This is a genomic window from Streptomyces sp. SCSIO ZS0520, assembly GCF_025643355.1.
In the GTDB taxonomy this organism is placed as follows: Bacteria; Actinomycetota; Actinomycetes; order Streptomycetales; family Streptomycetaceae; genus Streptomyces; species Streptomyces physcomitrii.
The window spans coordinates 3284225-3298091 of record NZ_CP092644.1 but is presented as its reverse complement, the minus strand read 5'-3'; the positions used below and the strand labels follow the sequence as shown (position 1 = coordinate 3298091).

Here is a 13867-nt window from a genome sequence, read left to right as displayed (position 1 = left end):
TGTCGGTCGTCGAGGTCACAGGGTCTCTCCGGGGGTGCCGGTGGGGCCGGGTGCCGGGCGGGCGGCGGTGGGGGCCGTGCCGTCGCCGGTCGCGCCGGGGGCGGCGGTACGGGCCTGCTGTACGGCGTGGGCCACGCGGACCGCGTCGGCGGTGGCCCGCACCTCGTGGACGCGGACCGCCCAGGCGCCCCGGTCGGCGGCGAGGGCGGAGACGGCGGCGGTGGCGGCGTCGCGTTCGCGGGCCGGCGGCGGGGAGCCGCCGGGGGAGGCGAGGACGCGGCCGAGGAAGCGTTTGCGGGAGGCGGCGACGAGCAGCGGGTGGCCGAGCGCGCGCAGCCGGTCGAGGTGGGCGAGGAGGACGAGGTCGTGCTCGGCCTCCTTGGAGAAGCCGAGTCCGGGGTCGATGACGAGGCGGTCGGGGGCGATGCCGCCCGCGACGACGGCGTCCACCCGGGCCCGCAGTTCGCCGAGGACCTCGCCGACCACGTCCTGGTAGGAGCCGCGGACGGTGACGCCCTCCAGGAAGCCGCGCCAGTGCATGACGACGAAGGGGGCGCCGGCGGCGGCGACCACCGGGACCATCGCCTCGTCGGCGAGGCCGCCGCTGACATCGTTGACGAGGACGGCCCCGGCGGCGAGGGCCTTCTCGGCGACCGAGGCGCGCATGGTGTCCACCGAGACGGTCACGCCCTCGGCGGCCAGGCCCCGCACCACGGGCAGGACGCGGCGCAGCTCCTCGTCCTCGTCGACGCGGGCGGCGCCGGGGCGGGTGGACTCGCCGCCCACGTCGACCAGGTCGGCGCCCTGGGCGACCAGGTCCAGGCCGCCCTTGACCGCGGTGGACGGGTCGAAGTAGCGGCCGCCGTCGGAGAAGGAGTCGGGCGTCACGTTGACGACGCCCATCACGGCACAGCGGTCCCATCGGGGCAGTCCTGCCACCCGGCCGCGGTCCTGGGGCTCACGCAACGCACTCATGCCCTCAGCGTAGGCCCCGGCGCGCGGTGGCCGCCCGGGCGCCGGGGTGCGCGCGCACGCGCCGGGGCGGCCGGGGTGCGGGCCGGTGGGTGCCGGGTGCGGGCGCCGGCACGGTCCGGGGCCGGTTCAGGGGCTGCCCACCACCGCGTCCACGGATTCGAGCTGCACCTCGGCGCGGGCGATGGCCTGCGCGTCGGCGGCGGTGGAGCGCCGCAGGGCCTCGTGCAGCTTCGCCGGGGTGAGGACGCCGAGGAAGCGGTGCTCGTCCTTGTCCAGGACGGCGATCCAGCCCGCGTCGTGCTGGAGCATGGTGGCGAAGGCCTGCTTCAGGGAGGCGCCGAGCGGCAGCCAGGCCTCCATCCGGCGGGCGTGCTCGCGTACCGAACCGGTGCGCTCGGCGGCGTGGGCACCGGAGATCCAGCCGTGCAGCTCGTCGGCGGAGTCCAGGACGACCGCCCAGGGGGCGTCGAGGGTGCGCGGCAGGGTGTCGTCGAGGTGGACGACCGGCGGCTGTTCGAGGTCGCTCTCCTCGATGGGGGTGACCGACAGGCGCTTGAGGCCGCGGTCGGCGCCCACGAAGTCGGCGACGTAGTCGGTCGCGGGCGCCCCGAGGACGGCGGAGGGGGTGTCGAACTGCTCGATGCGGCCCTGCCCGTACACCGCGATGCGGTCGCCGAGGCGGACCGCCTCCTCGATGTCGTGGGTGACGAAGAGCACCGTCTTGCGCACCTCCTGCTGAAGCCGCAGGAACTCCGACTGCAGGCGTTCGCGGACCACCGGGTCGACCGCGCCGAAGGGCTCGTCCATGAGCAGCACCGGCGGGTCGGCGGCGAGCGCGCGGGCGACGCCGACGCGCTGGCGCTGGCCGCCGGAGAGCTGCTCCGGGTACCGCTCGCCGTAGACCTCGGGGTCGAGGCCGACCAGGTCGAGGAGTTCGGCCGCGCGGGCGCGGGCCTTGGCGCGGCCGGTGCCGAGCAGATGCGGCACGGTGGCGGTGTTGTCCAGGACGGTCTTGTGCGGGAAGAGGCCGACCTGCTGGATCACATAGCCGATACGGCGCCGCAGTTGGACGGGATCCACGGTGGATATGTCCTCGTTGTCGAGGAATATCCGGCCACTTGACGGCTCGATGAGCCGGTTGACCATCTTCATGGTGGTCGTCTTGCCGCAGCCGGAGGGCCCGACGAGCGTCACAAGCTCGCCGTCCGCGACCTCGAAGGACAGCTCGTCGACGGCCGTGGTGCCGTCCGCGTACCGCTTGGTGACGTTCTCGAACCGAATCATGGGTCCCCATTGTGGTGGGCGGATTGTGAAGGACATGTTGCGCGGGTACGACGGCCCTCGGTGATTGTCGGTGCCCGGGGTTAGGGTCGCCAGCGATCGACTGTCTCAGGTCGACGGACATATGTTCAGGGGATTCGGGGGAGGTGGGGCGAGTGAGCAAGCAGAACTGCCTGGTGGCGAACGACTGGATCTGCGGGGAGTACCTGCGCTCGCGGTCACAGGACCTCACGGACGCGACCGTGCAGCACATCGGCATCACGGCGGCCTCGGTCGCGATAGGCGTCCTGGTGGCCTTCCCGCTGGCGCTGCTCGCCCGCCGGAAGGCCTTTGCCGGACCGGTGCTCGGCCTGACCACCGTGCTCTACACGGTGCCCTCGCTGGCGATGTTCTCGCTGCTGCTGCCCCTCTTCGGGCTCTCGGCCTCGCTCGTGGTCACCGGCCTGGTGATGTACTCGCTCACCATCCTGGTGCGCAACATCCTCGCCGGGCTGCAGGCCGTCCCCGAGGAGGCCAAGGAGGCCGCCCGCGGGCTCGGCTACGGACCGGCGAGGCTCCTCTGGGAGGTCGAACTCCCGCTCGCCCTCCCGGCCCTGCTCGCCGGGGTGCGCATCGCCACCGTCTCCACGGTCGCCCTCACCACGGTGGGCGCGATCGTCGACTACGGCGGCCTCGGCAGCCTGATACTCGACGGGCTCGACACCACCTTCAAGGCGCAGGTGCTCACCGCCTCCGTGCTCTGTGTGCTGCTCGCGCTCGCCGCCGACCTGCTGCTGCTCGCAGTGCAGTGGCTGCTCACCCCTTGGACGAGGGCGACCAGGGCGGCGAGCCGGGGCCCGCGGATACGGAGGCGTTCGGGACCGGGCGGCGGGGGCCCGATCGCGAAGGCGAAGGACACGGCAGCGGCAACCGCCGGCGGCGCGAGCGTGGCGAAGGCGGCTGATCCCGCATGAACGCGATATCCGGGGCCTGGGACTGGCTCACCACCGGCGCCAACTGGCAGGGCGAGAAAGGCGTCTGGCACCGCCTCACCGAGCACCTGTACTTCAGCGGCGTCTGCCTCGCCGTGGCCTGCCTGATCGCGCTGCCGCTCGCGCTCTGGCTCGGCCACCTCGGCAAGGGCGGCGCGCTCGCGGTCAACATCTCCAACATCGGCCGCGCGGTGCCGACCCTCGCGGTCCTGGTGCTGCTCACGCTCACCCCGCTCGGCGAGCACGGGGACCTGCCGACGCTGATCGCGCTGGTGCTCTTCGCGGTGCCGCCGATGCTGACCAACGCCTACCTCGGCATGCGCGAGGTGGACCGCTCGGTGGTCGAGGCGGCGCGCGGCATGGGCATGAGCGGCGGCCAGGTCTTCCGGCGGGTCGAACTCCCGCTCGCCTACGGCCTGGTGATGACCGGCATCCGCTCCGCCGCCGTCCAGGTCGTCGCCACCGCCACCCTCGCCGCGATGGCGGGGGAGGGCGGCCTCGGCCGGATCATCACGGCCGGGTTCAACCTCCAGAACACCCCGCAGGTCGTCGCGGGCGCCTTCCTGGTCGCCCTGCTCGCCCTGCTCGTGGAGGCGGCGCTCGTCCTCGCGGGCAAGGCCTTCGACCCGATGCGCGGCCGCTCGGGAACGGCGCGGTGAGCCGTCCGCCGTACGGCCCGCGAGTCCCGTACCACCGGCGCCCGGCACCGATGTCCGCGACCGGCGCGCGACGACCCGCAGTACCGCGGCAGCAGTAGTGATCACTTCCGAGCAGTAGCGACTTCCTGGAAATTCCGAATGGGGACGGCGATGAACAGCAGGGCGATGAACAGCAGAAGGAAACGGGCCGCGGTGGCCGCCCTCGCGGCGGCGGCGCTCGCGGGCTCGCTGGCGGCCTGCGGCGGCGACAGCCTGGAGGACGACGGCAAGGGCGACTCCGGCGGCGGCAAGAAGGGCTCGCTCGTGGTGGGCGCGGCCCGCTTCACCGAGGCCAAGGTCCTCGCCGAGCTCTATGTGCAGGTGCTCAAGGAAGCCGGTTACGACGCCTCCACCAAGACCGTGCAGAACCGCGAGGTGTACGAACCGGAGCTGGAGAAGGGCACCATCGACGTCGTACCGGAATACGCGGCCACCCTCACCGAATTCTTCAACCTGAAGAAGAACGGCCCCAAGGCGAAAGCCGCCGCCTCCAGCGATCTCGACGCGACGCTGACCGCGCTCAAGGGCTTTGCCGAGCCGCAGGGCCTCAAGGTGCTGCCCGCCGGAGAGGCCGTCGACCAGAACGCCTTCGCGGTCAGCGCCGATTTCGCCAAGAAGCACAAGCTCAAGACCCTTTCGGATCTCGGCAGGTCGGGCGAGGAAGTCAAGATCGCCGCCGGTGACGAATGCGAGTCCCGGCCGTTCTGCGCACCGGGTCTGAAGAAGACGTACGGAATCAAGGTCACCGGAATCGACCCCAAGGGCGTGGGCACCACCCAGTCCAAGCAGGCGGTCAAGAACGGCACCGACCAGCTGGCGCTCACCACGACCACCGACGCCACCCTGAAGACCTTCGGCCTCGTCCTCCTCGAGGACGACAAGAAGCTCCAGAACGCGGACAACATCCTGCCGGTCGTCAACGCCGAGGACGCGGGCGGCAAGGAGGTCGCCGCGGCACTCGGCAAGCTCACCGAGACCCTCACCACCGAGGACCTCATCGAGCTGAACCGCAAGGTCGACGCCGAGCGGCAGAAGGAGGCCGACGTGGCCAAGGAGTACCTGGAGTCGAAGGGGCTCCTCAAGAAGTGAGCAAAAGGTGAGCGGGAAGTGAGGGAGTGAGCGGGGGCGGGGAGGCCGCGGGCCGCCGGGCCGCTATTCACGGCGGGCGGAAAGAAGAATCACGGCCGCCGGGTACCGGTTTTTTACCGGCCCGGCCACCACGATTCGCGTACGCGCGGTAAGTTTCTGGCCATGCCACGTGGACGCCACCGCCATTCCCCACCCCTGCACAGGCTCCTCCCCCCGTCGGCCATCGCCGGGGTCTCCGTCGCCTGCGCCGCCGGCGCCTGGCTCTTCACGGAGCCGACGCTGCTCCGTGGCCTGGTCGCGGCCGCCGCGGTGCCCACCCTCGTCGGCGCGGTCGTCATGCGCCGCTGGGACCGGGTCGCCGGCCGCCGCGTCGCCGAACTGGAACGCGCCCGCAAGGGCGACGAGTGGCGCTACGAGGAACGCACCGCCGAGCTGGAGTCGGACCTGGAGGAGTCCCGCGAGGTCCGCACCCGCATCGAGCAGAAGCTGCGCGCCAAGCGCACCGAACTCGCCGCGCTGCGCAACGAGCACGCCGCCCTGCTGCGCCGCTACGCCAACGCCGAGACCGAGCGCGCCAGCGCCCTGGAGGGCCGCCGCCGGCTCGCGATCGAGGCGAGCGTGCCCGCGAAGGCGCTGACCGCGGCGCCGGTCGTCACCCCGCCCACCGGCTCCACCCTCTTCCGGGAGGCCAACGCCGCCCTGGACCGGCTGGCCCGCGGCGGCCGCCCGCAACCGGCCCGCGGCGACCGCACCGGCGGCGCGCTGCACGGCACCGTGAACCGGCCCGGCGGCACCGGGGACGGCTTCTCCGCCTTCGGCAACGCACCGCTGACACCCGCACCCGCGCCGCGGATCCCCGGCCAGGGCGCCGGGCCGGAGGAGGGCGAGGCACGGGGGAATGCGGGGGCGGCCGGCGAGCACACCCGTACGGCCGCCGCTCCGCGTCACTTCACGGTGCCGGCCGCGGCGGCGGTGCCGCCCGCGTCCGCCCACCGCACCGTCCCCCAGGGCGGGTTCGACTTCTTCGGCACGAAGCACGCGGCGCCCTCCTCCGCGGCCCTGGAGGCCGCCCAGAACAGCGACCTCGCGGACGTCGTCGGCGAGGAGGCCCTCGCGGTCCACAAGGCCGAGTCGGAGTCCCGCTACCGCCCGGCCGGTCTGCGCGAGCAGGCGGTGGGCCAGGTCATCGACCTGACGGCGCACGACGAGACCGAGCCGATCGACATGACGGAACTGCGCAGCGCGGTGTCCTAGGGTCTTTCGTTTGGATCGGGCTGGGCTCGCGGGGGCCGGCACGCACATCTGCGGCGTTGTCGTCGGTTGCCGACGCTCCGCGTCGACGCCCTCCTCCGCCTTGCAGCCGCACGCACCAGCCCCCGCTCCCTGATCCAGCCCGATCCAAACGAAAGGCCCTAGGTCGGTAAGTTTCGCCGTTCGCCCGAAGGGCGGGCCAGGCGGCGTCTGGTGCGTGCCAGGCGTCCCGTGGCCGGCGGGACTTTCCGGACACGGCCCAGGTCCCCGCGGTCGAGCGCGGTGTTCGCAGGTCCGTGCTCAGAGGGCTTCCGCGGCGGTGACGGGCTCCCCGCCTCCGCGGCCGGTCATCCAGCGGTCCGGTCCCGCGTCGCGGCGGCCCGTCCGTGAGCGGTCGGCCTGGTCCCGCAGCAGGGCCGCGGCCTGCGAGTCCTCCCGGAGCCGGGCGGTGACCGTCTTGTTCGCGCCGGTGTCGACGGAGAGGTCCGCGAGGCCCAGGGCCCGCTTCCAGGGGCCCTGGTTCAGCCGGACGCTCTGCACCTTGGCGTGCGGGACCAGGTGGACGGTGCGCTCGAGGAGCCCCTGCCGGGTGGCGAACACCGCTTCGGTGACGGCCAGTCCGTGGCCCCGCCACCACAGCGGGGTGTTCCAGCGCGCGCGGCGCGGCGGGCGGGCGAAGCCGGTGGGCACGGTGACCCCCGGCAGGACCCGCGCCACCACGGCCTCGGCGAGCGGCCGGGGCGCCACCGGAACCAGTACCGAGTTGCTGGACCCGGCGACGTTCAGCTCGACCCGCACCCAGCCGCGCCGCCGCCACAGCAGCGGTTCGATCAGGCGCACCGTCTGCACCCGGCCCGGCGGGACAGTCTCGTGCGCGCGGTCCAGGAGGCCGTGGTCGATGCGCAGGCCGTCGGGGGAGGAGGCGAGCGTCCAGTCGTACTCGGTGGCGAAGCGCCCGGCGCTGCGCGCGCCCGCGGCACCCAGCAGCGGCACCCCGGTGGCGAGCACCGTCCAGGGGCTGTGGGTGGCGAACCACAGCGCGGTCGGCAGGAGCAGCGCACCCAACAGCGCGAGCCAGGTCCCGCCGCTCAGGACGAGCGAGAGGGCCAGCGAGCGCGGCGGTACCCGCAGCAGGTGCTCGGCCGGTGCCTCGCCGACCTCGTGCGCCGTCTCGGGCGCCAACCCCGCGGCCCGGGCGAGGAGTTCGGCCCGCAAGGCGCGGGCGTCCGGTTCCGAGAGATAGGCCAGCTCGTCCTTCTTCTCCGCGCCGACCACGTCGAGCCGGAGCTTGGCCACCCCGAAGACCCGGGCCAGCAGCGGCTGGGTCACGTCCACCGCCTGCAGCCGGTCCAGGCGGATATGGGCGGTGCGGCGGAACAGCAGTCCGGTACGGATCCGCAGCTCGGTGCCGGTCACCGCGAAGTGGGTGTACCACCAGCTCAGAAAGCCGTAGAGGGCGGCGGCCGCGATCAGCGCACCGAGCCCGAGCAGCAGGGTGAGCAGCGACAGATCCGTCAGCCGCTCGAAGGCGTGGTCCGGATCGTGCACGGCCCATCCCACGACCACCGCGAACGGCGCCCAGGCCCGCCGCAGGGGGGTGAAGGGGTGGAGGCGGCGTTCGTGGGTGGACGGGGCGGAGGTGGACGTGGAGGTGGACGAAGAGGGCGGAGTCCGGGATGCGGGGTCCTGGGATGCCGGAGTCCCGGGTGCGGGGTCGTGGGAGTGGCGGTCCTGGGCCAGGGAGCCGTGGGCCTGAGAGTCGCGGGCCTGAGAGTCGTGGGACTGGCCGTCCTGGGACACGAAGTCCTGGGGTCGGCGGTCCTGGGATCCGGAGTCCTGGGATCGGCCGTCCTGGGGTACGGCATCCTGGGACCGGCTGTCCTGGGACCCGGGATCCGGGTGTCCGTGATCCACCGACCCCGCGCCGCCCTTCCCCTCGCCGTTCACAGCCCCGCCGATCGGGCCTCGCCCAGTTCGGTCAGGCGGTCGCGCAGGCGCTCCGCCTCGGCGGGGTCGAGGCCGGGGACCCGGGCGTCGGTGGCCGCGGCGGCGGTGTGCAGCTGGACCCCCGCGAGGCCGAAGCGGCGCTCCAGCGGACCCGAGGTGACCTCGACCAGTTGCATCCGCCCGTACGGCACCACGGTCTCCTGGTGGAAGAGGACGCCCCGGCTGATGAGCAGGTCGTCGGAGCGTTCCGCGTAGCGCCAGGAGCGCCAGTTGCGGTGCAGCATGCGCCACCCCCACAGCAGCCCGGCCAGCGGCGGCAGTGCGGCGAGCGCCCAGAGCGGGCCCGCGAAGACGCCCGGCAGCACCCCCGCGGCGAGCGTCAGGGGCACCAGCCAGAGCAGGAGCAGCAGCCTGCGCATCCGCAGCAGCCCCTCGGGAAGCCCTACCCACACCGGCAGCCCGGCCGCCGACCCGGCATCCGCCGTGCTCGCGGGAACCGCCGCATCGGCCGACCCCGCGGCCGCCGCGCCACTCGCCGTACCCGCCGACTCCGCCGACCCCGCGGCCGCCGCGCCACTCGCCGTACCCGCCGACTCCGCCGACTCCGCGACCGCCGCGGCACCCGACGTACCCGCCGACCCCGCGACCGCCCCGGCCCCCGCCGCCCCGCCCCGCGTACCCGGCAGCCCGGACTCCGCCCCCGGCGTGCCGTGCTCCGCGTCCCGCGCGCTCCCCGTCTCCATGCCGCAAGGGTACGTAGGGGAGACTGTGCGCATGAGTCCCACGACGGAGACCACGATCGGCGTCGGCGGTGCGGCCGAGAGCACGGACATGGTGCTCAACATCGGGCCCCAGCATCCGTCCACGCACGGAGTGCTGCGCCTGAAGCTCGTGCTCGACGGCGAGCGGATCGAGAAGGCGGAGCCGGTCATCGGCTATATGCACCGGGGCGCGGAGAAGCTCTTCGAGGCCCGTGACTACCGCCAGATCATCATGCTGGCCAACCGCCACGACTGGCTCTCGGCCTTCTCCAACGAACTCGGCGTGGTCCTCGCCGTCGAGCGCATGCTCGGCATGGAGGTCCCCACCCGCGCGGTCTGGCTGCGCACCCTGCTCGCCGAGCTGAACCGGGTCCTCAACCACCTGATGTTCCTCGGCTCGTACCCGCTGGAGCTCGGCGGCATCACCCCCGTCTTCCACGCCTTCCACGAGCGCGAGGAGCTCCAGGCCGTGATGGAGGAGGTCTCCGGCGGCCGGATGCACTACATGTTCAACCGCGTCGGCGGACTCAAGGAGGACCTCCCCGCGGGCTGGCTCGGCCGCGCCCGCCAGGCCGTCGCCGACGTCACCTCCCGGATGGACGTCTACGACGACCTGGTGCTCGGCAACGAGATCTTCCGCGGCCGCACCCGCGACGTCGGCGTCCTGTCCGCCGAGGCGGTCCACGCCTACGGGGTCAGCGGACCCATCGGCCGCGCCTCCGGCGTCGACTTCGACCTGCGCCGCGACGAGCCCTACCTCGCCTACGGGGAACTCCAGGACACCCTGCGCGTCATCACCCGCGAGGACGGCGACTGCCTGGCCCGCTTCGAATGCCTCCTGGACCAGACCCACAACTCCCTGGAACTCGCCACCGCCTGCCTCGACCGCCTCGCCGAACTGCCGCCGGGCCCGGTCAACCAGCGCCTGCCCAAGGTGCTCAAGGCTCCCGAGGGCCACACCTACGCCTGGACCGAGAACCCGCTCGGCATCAACGGCTACTACCTGGTGTCCAAGGGCGAGAAGACCCCGTACCGGCTCAAGCTGCGCTCGGCCTCCTTCAACAACATCCAGGCGCTGACCGAGCTGCTGCCCGGCACCCTGGTCGCCGACATGGTCGCCATCCTCGGCTCGCTCTTCTTCGTCGTGGGCGACATCGACAAGTGAGCCGGGGCGGTTCCGGTTGGCGCCACCTCAGTTCCGTGAGTCAGTTCCGTGAGTCAGTTCCGTGGGTCAGTCCCGCGGGTCAGCCCCGCGGGTCAGCCCTGCGGGTCAGTCCCGTGGGCAGTTCCGTGAGGCCGCGGCATCGGGCGGCTCCACGTCCCCGAGCAGCCCGCGGCCGTCGATGCCGACCGGCTGCGCCAGCCAGCTGAAGCCGCCGAGTCCGCCCGGGGCGGTCAGTTCCGCGGCGGCTCCGGCGTGGGTCAGGGCGCGCAGGTACGCCGCGGGGTCGGAGGAGGCCAGGCTCAGCGGGGGGCGGGTGCCGCTGAGGCCGAGGGCGTGCAGGGCGGTGCGCTGGGTCAGCAGCAGGGCGCCGGGCAGGGCGCAGGCGTCCACGGCCACATGCGCCGTCAGATCGCAGGAGCCGTCCGGCACCGGGGGGCAGTCCCGCCCGGCGCGGAAACCGGTCAGGGTGCCGAAGGGCGGGCGCGCCTCACGGGTGTGCGCGTAGTCGACGGCCACCGCCAGGCCCCGCTCGACTCCGGCCACCGCCTCCGCCCAGGCCGCGTCGCGGGTCAGCCCGATCTCGGCGCGGGCCCCCGGGGTACGGAGCGGCCACCAGCGCCGCAGCCACTCGGCCTCCGGCCCGCCCACCGGCGCGCCGAGGGACTCGGTGCCGTCCGCGTCCACCAGGACCAGGTGCGGGCGGCCCTCGAAATCGGCCTCCGCGATGTCGAGTGGGACGTTGTCCAGCCACTCGTTGGCGAACAGCAGCCCCCGTACGCCCCGGGGCGGCTCCGCGACCCAGCGCACCGCCGGGTCGAGACCGGCGGGCGGGTCCGCGAGCTCCACGGCGTAGGCGAGGGTGCGGGCGGCCACCTCGGCGGGCAGCGCGGACAGCACCCCGGTGACCAGCTCCCCGCGGCCCGCCGCCATGTCCACGAAGGCCAGCTCCCCGGGGTGCCCGAGCGCCTCGTCCACCCGGCACAGCAGCCGCGCCACCGCCGAGGCGAACAGCGGCGAGGCGTGCACCGAGGTACGGAAGTGCCCCGCCGGCCCCTCCGGGCGGCGGTAGAAACCCTCCGGCCCGTACAGCGCCTGAGCCATCGCCGCCCGCCAGCCCCGGCCCGCTCCGGCGCCGTCCGCCACCGGGTTCCCGCTCGTCGTCTCCCCGCCCGGGGTCGTCTCCGTCACGTCGGCCAGGCTAGGAGACCGCGCCCGCCGCCGGGCCCGGGGCGGCGGCGAAAGGCCCGTACGGGGTGTGTTCCGGACAGAAAGGTCTTGTTCCGAGGGGGCGTTCCGGACGGAAGGGCCTCGTACGGGGACGTATTCCGGACCTCGTGGACCTCGTGGACCTCGTAGGGAAACGTCTGTCGGACCTCGTGGACCTCGTACGGAGACGTCCTCCGGACCGGCGGCGCGCGCCCGGCTGACCGCGCGCGCCCGTCCACGCCCCCGCGCGCCCCCGCACACGCCCCGCGGCCGGGAAAACCGGCCCGCGGAGCCGCCACCGTCCCCACCGCCATCTCCCCCATCACCTGCACGAGATGCCTACCGGGCCTCCACCTTGCGGAGTACGGAAGGGGCGGGCGGATCGGTCCTCCGGTTGACCCGGGCGGCCCATCGCCGTGCCTACGCTGGGTTACGTGCAGCGCCTCTATGACTTCCTCCGCAGACACCCGACGTGGGTCGACAGCTTCTGGGCCGTCGTCCTGCTCGGCATCTGCCTGGTCAGTCTGGTCGCGCAGACCGCGGTGCCCAACGGGGAACCGGACCCGGTCGTCGCCTCGTACCCCCTCGCCCTGGTGCTCTGCCTGGTCATCGCGCTGCGGCGCAGGATGCCCGAACGCATGCTGCTCCTCGCCGCCGCGATGGGAGTGGCCCAGCTGCTCCTGGACGCCGAGGTGATGCCGGCCGACTTCGCCATGCTGGTGATCATCTACACCGTCGCCGCCGACGGCGCGCAGTGGGCCTCCCGCTTCGCCCTCGTCGGCGGCCTCGCCGCGGCGCCGCTCGCCCAGATGCGCTGGCCCGAGGACGAGGTCAGCAGCCTCGGGCGGATCCTCTTCACCTGCTTCCTCATCGTGCCCTTCGCCCTGGCCTGGGTGCTCGGCGACTCGGTACGCACCCGCCGCGCCTACCTGGCCCAGCTGGAGGAGCGCGCCGCCCGCCTCGAACGCGAACGCGAGGCACAGGCCAAGGTCGCCGTCGCCGCCGAACGCGCCCGCATCGCCCGGGAGCTGCACGACGTCGTCGCGCACAACGTCTCGGTGATGGTCGTCCAGGCGGACGGCGCCAACTACGTCCTCGACGCCGCCCCCGAGCAGGCACGCAAAGCCCTGGAGACCATCTCCGGCACCGGCCGCCAGGCCCTCGCCGAGATGCGCCGCCTGCTCGGCGTGCTGCGCACCGGCGAACAGGACGAGAGCGGCGAGTACGTACCCCAGCCCGACGTCGAACAACTCGACGAACTCATCGAGCAGGTACGCAGCGCGGGCCTCCCGGTCGACTTCAAGGTGGAGGGCGCGCCCCGCCCGCTGCCCAGCGGCGTGGAGCTCACCGCCTACCGCATCGTCCAGGAAGCCCTCACCAACACCCGCAAGCACGGCGGCCCCAACACCGGCGCCAGCGTCCGGCTCGTCTACTTCGACGACGGCCTCGGCCTGCTCATCGAGGACGACGGCCGCGGCGCCGACCGCGGCCGGCACACCGGCGGCGGCGAGGACGGAAAGGGCCAGGGACTCATCGGCATGCGCGAGCGCGTCGGTATGGTCGGCGGCACCCTGGACGCGGGCCCCCGCCCCGGCGGCGGCTTCCGGATCAGCGCCCTGCTGCCCCTCAAGCCCGCCCACTGAACCACCCGCACCGGGCCGGGCCGCACCGGGCCGCCCGGGCCCCGGCCGCAGGCCGCCCGCAGGACCGACCGACCGAAAGGCCGCAGGAGATGCCGATGCCGATCCGCGTGATGCTCGTCGACGACCAGGTGCTGCTGCGCACCGGCTTCCGGATGGTGCTCGCCGCCCAGCCGGACATGGAGGTCGTCGCCGAGGCGGGCGACGGCGCCGAGGCCCTGGAGGTGCTGCGGGCCACCGCGGTCGACGTCGTCCTCATGGACGTCCGGATGCCGAGACTCGACGGCGTCGAGGCCACCCGCCGCATCTGCGCGGCCGAGGACCCGCCCAAGGTCCTCATCCTCACCACCTTCGACCTCGACGAGTACGCCTTCTCCGGCCTCAAGGCGGGCGCCTCCGGCTTCATGCTCAAGGACGTGCCGCCCGGCGAACTCCTCGCCGCCATCCGCGCCGTGCACAGCGGCGACGCCGTCGTCGCCCCCTCCACCACCCGCCGCCTCCTCGACCGCTTCGCGCCGATGCTGCCCACCGGCACCGAGGAGGCGCACAGCGAACTGAGCCGCCTCACCGACCGCGAACGCGAGGTCATGGTGCTCATCGCCCAGGGCCTCTCGAACGGCGAGATCGCCGCCCGCCTCGTCCTCTCCGAAGCCACCGTCAAGACCCACGTCGGCCGCATCCTCACCAAGCTCGGCCTCCGCGACCGCGTCCAGGTCGTGGTCCTCGCCTACGAGACCGGTCTGGTACGGGCGGGCGGGGGAGGCTGAGGGGTACGCGGGCTGCCGTACTCGGTTGAGTCCGCGGTTTTGTGAGTCCGCGGTTCTGAGTCTGCGGTTCCGACTCTGCGGTTTCGCATCTCTCGCCGTAGGAATGGGTTTCGCCA

General features: G+C 73.4%; 12 protein-coding genes. 7 read left to right on the top strand and 5 right to left on the bottom strand.

Features of this window, described 5'->3' with window-relative positions; genetic code table 11:
• Positions 1-15: 15 nt before the first annotated feature.
• Complete coding sequence (gene folP, locus MID12_RS12520; RefSeq protein ID WP_263167006.1) at positions 16-975, bottom strand: dihydropteroate synthase; 960 nt, start codon at positions 973-975, stop codon at positions 16-18.
• 126 nt (positions 976-1101) lie between these two features.
• Positions 1102-2259: an ABC transporter ATP-binding protein gene (locus MID12_RS12515; protein WP_263167005.1), complete on the bottom strand. Its 1158-nt coding sequence runs from the start codon at positions 2257-2259 to the stop codon at positions 1102-1104.
• A 152-nt stretch (positions 2260-2411) separates the two neighbouring features.
• On the opposite strand from MID12_RS12515, the gene MID12_RS12510 reads away from it, so the two are divergent.
• The 4 genes from MID12_RS12510 (at position 2412) to MID12_RS12495 (ending at position 6268) form a co-directional block, all read left to right on the top strand.
• A complete protein-coding gene (locus tag MID12_RS12510) occupies positions 2412-3209 on the top strand; it encodes an ABC transporter permease (RefSeq protein ID WP_078844922.1) in 798 nt (265 codons plus the stop codon).
• Entirely contained in the window at positions 3206-3886 is a 681-nt protein-coding gene (locus MID12_RS12505) for an ABC transporter permease (RefSeq protein WP_040249974.1), read from the top strand. Before MID12_RS12510 ends, MID12_RS12505 begins: the two co-directional genes overlap by 4 nt.
• A 150-nt stretch (positions 3887-4036) precedes the next feature.
• A complete protein-coding gene (locus MID12_RS12500; RefSeq protein ID WP_040256973.1) occupies positions 4037-5014 on the top strand; it encodes an ABC transporter substrate-binding protein in 978 nt (325 codons plus the stop codon).
• 162 nt (positions 5015-5176) lie between these two features.
• Positions 5177-6268, top strand: coding sequence for a hypothetical protein (locus MID12_RS12495; protein ID WP_040249970.1), 1092 nt, complete (start codon positions 5177-5179; stop codon positions 6266-6268).
• A 297-nt stretch (positions 6269-6565) separates the two neighbouring features.
• Here the strand turns inward: MID12_RS12495 and MID12_RS12490 are convergent, their stop codons facing one another.
• Both MID12_RS12490 and MID12_RS12485 read right to left on the bottom strand, forming a co-directional pair.
• Positions 6566-8065: a PH domain-containing protein gene (locus tag MID12_RS12490; RefSeq protein ID WP_263166998.1), complete on the bottom strand. Its 1500-nt coding sequence runs from the start codon at positions 8063-8065 to the stop codon at positions 6566-6568.
• A gap of 143 nt (positions 8066-8208) precedes the next feature.
• Positions 8209-8670 (bottom strand): PH domain-containing protein, encoded by a 462-nt coding sequence (locus MID12_RS12485; RefSeq protein WP_237283065.1) that lies wholly within the window; start codon positions 8668-8670, stop codon positions 8209-8211.
• Positions 8671-8986: 316 nt separating this feature from the next.
• Between MID12_RS12485 and MID12_RS12480 the strand changes: the two genes are divergently transcribed.
• On the top strand, positions 8987-10138 hold the full coding sequence (locus tag MID12_RS12480) for an NADH-quinone oxidoreductase subunit D (protein ID WP_107071499.1): 1152 nt from the start codon (positions 8987-8989) through the stop codon (positions 10136-10138).
• Between the two features lie 105 nt (positions 10139-10243).
• Here MID12_RS12480 and MID12_RS12475 read toward each other — a convergent pair whose 3' ends face one another.
• On the bottom strand, positions 10244-11239 hold the full coding sequence (locus tag MID12_RS12475; RefSeq protein ID WP_263173110.1) for an SAM-dependent methyltransferase: 996 nt from the start codon (positions 11237-11239) through the stop codon (positions 10244-10246).
• 539 nt (positions 11240-11778) lie between these two features.
• Here MID12_RS12475 and MID12_RS12470 point away from each other — a divergent pair.
• Positions 11779-12987 carry a sensor histidine kinase gene (locus tag MID12_RS12470; RefSeq protein WP_040256967.1) on the top strand — a complete coding sequence of 403 codons (1209 nt, stop codon included), beginning with the start codon at positions 11779-11781 and terminating at the stop codon, positions 12985-12987.
• Between the two features lie 95 nt (positions 12988-13082).
• The gene (locus MID12_RS12465) at positions 13083-13751 is read left to right on the top strand and encodes a response regulator (protein WP_040249965.1); all 669 of its coding nucleotides are present in this window, start codon (positions 13083-13085) and stop codon (positions 13749-13751) included.
• Positions 13752-13867: the final 116 nt, after the last annotated feature.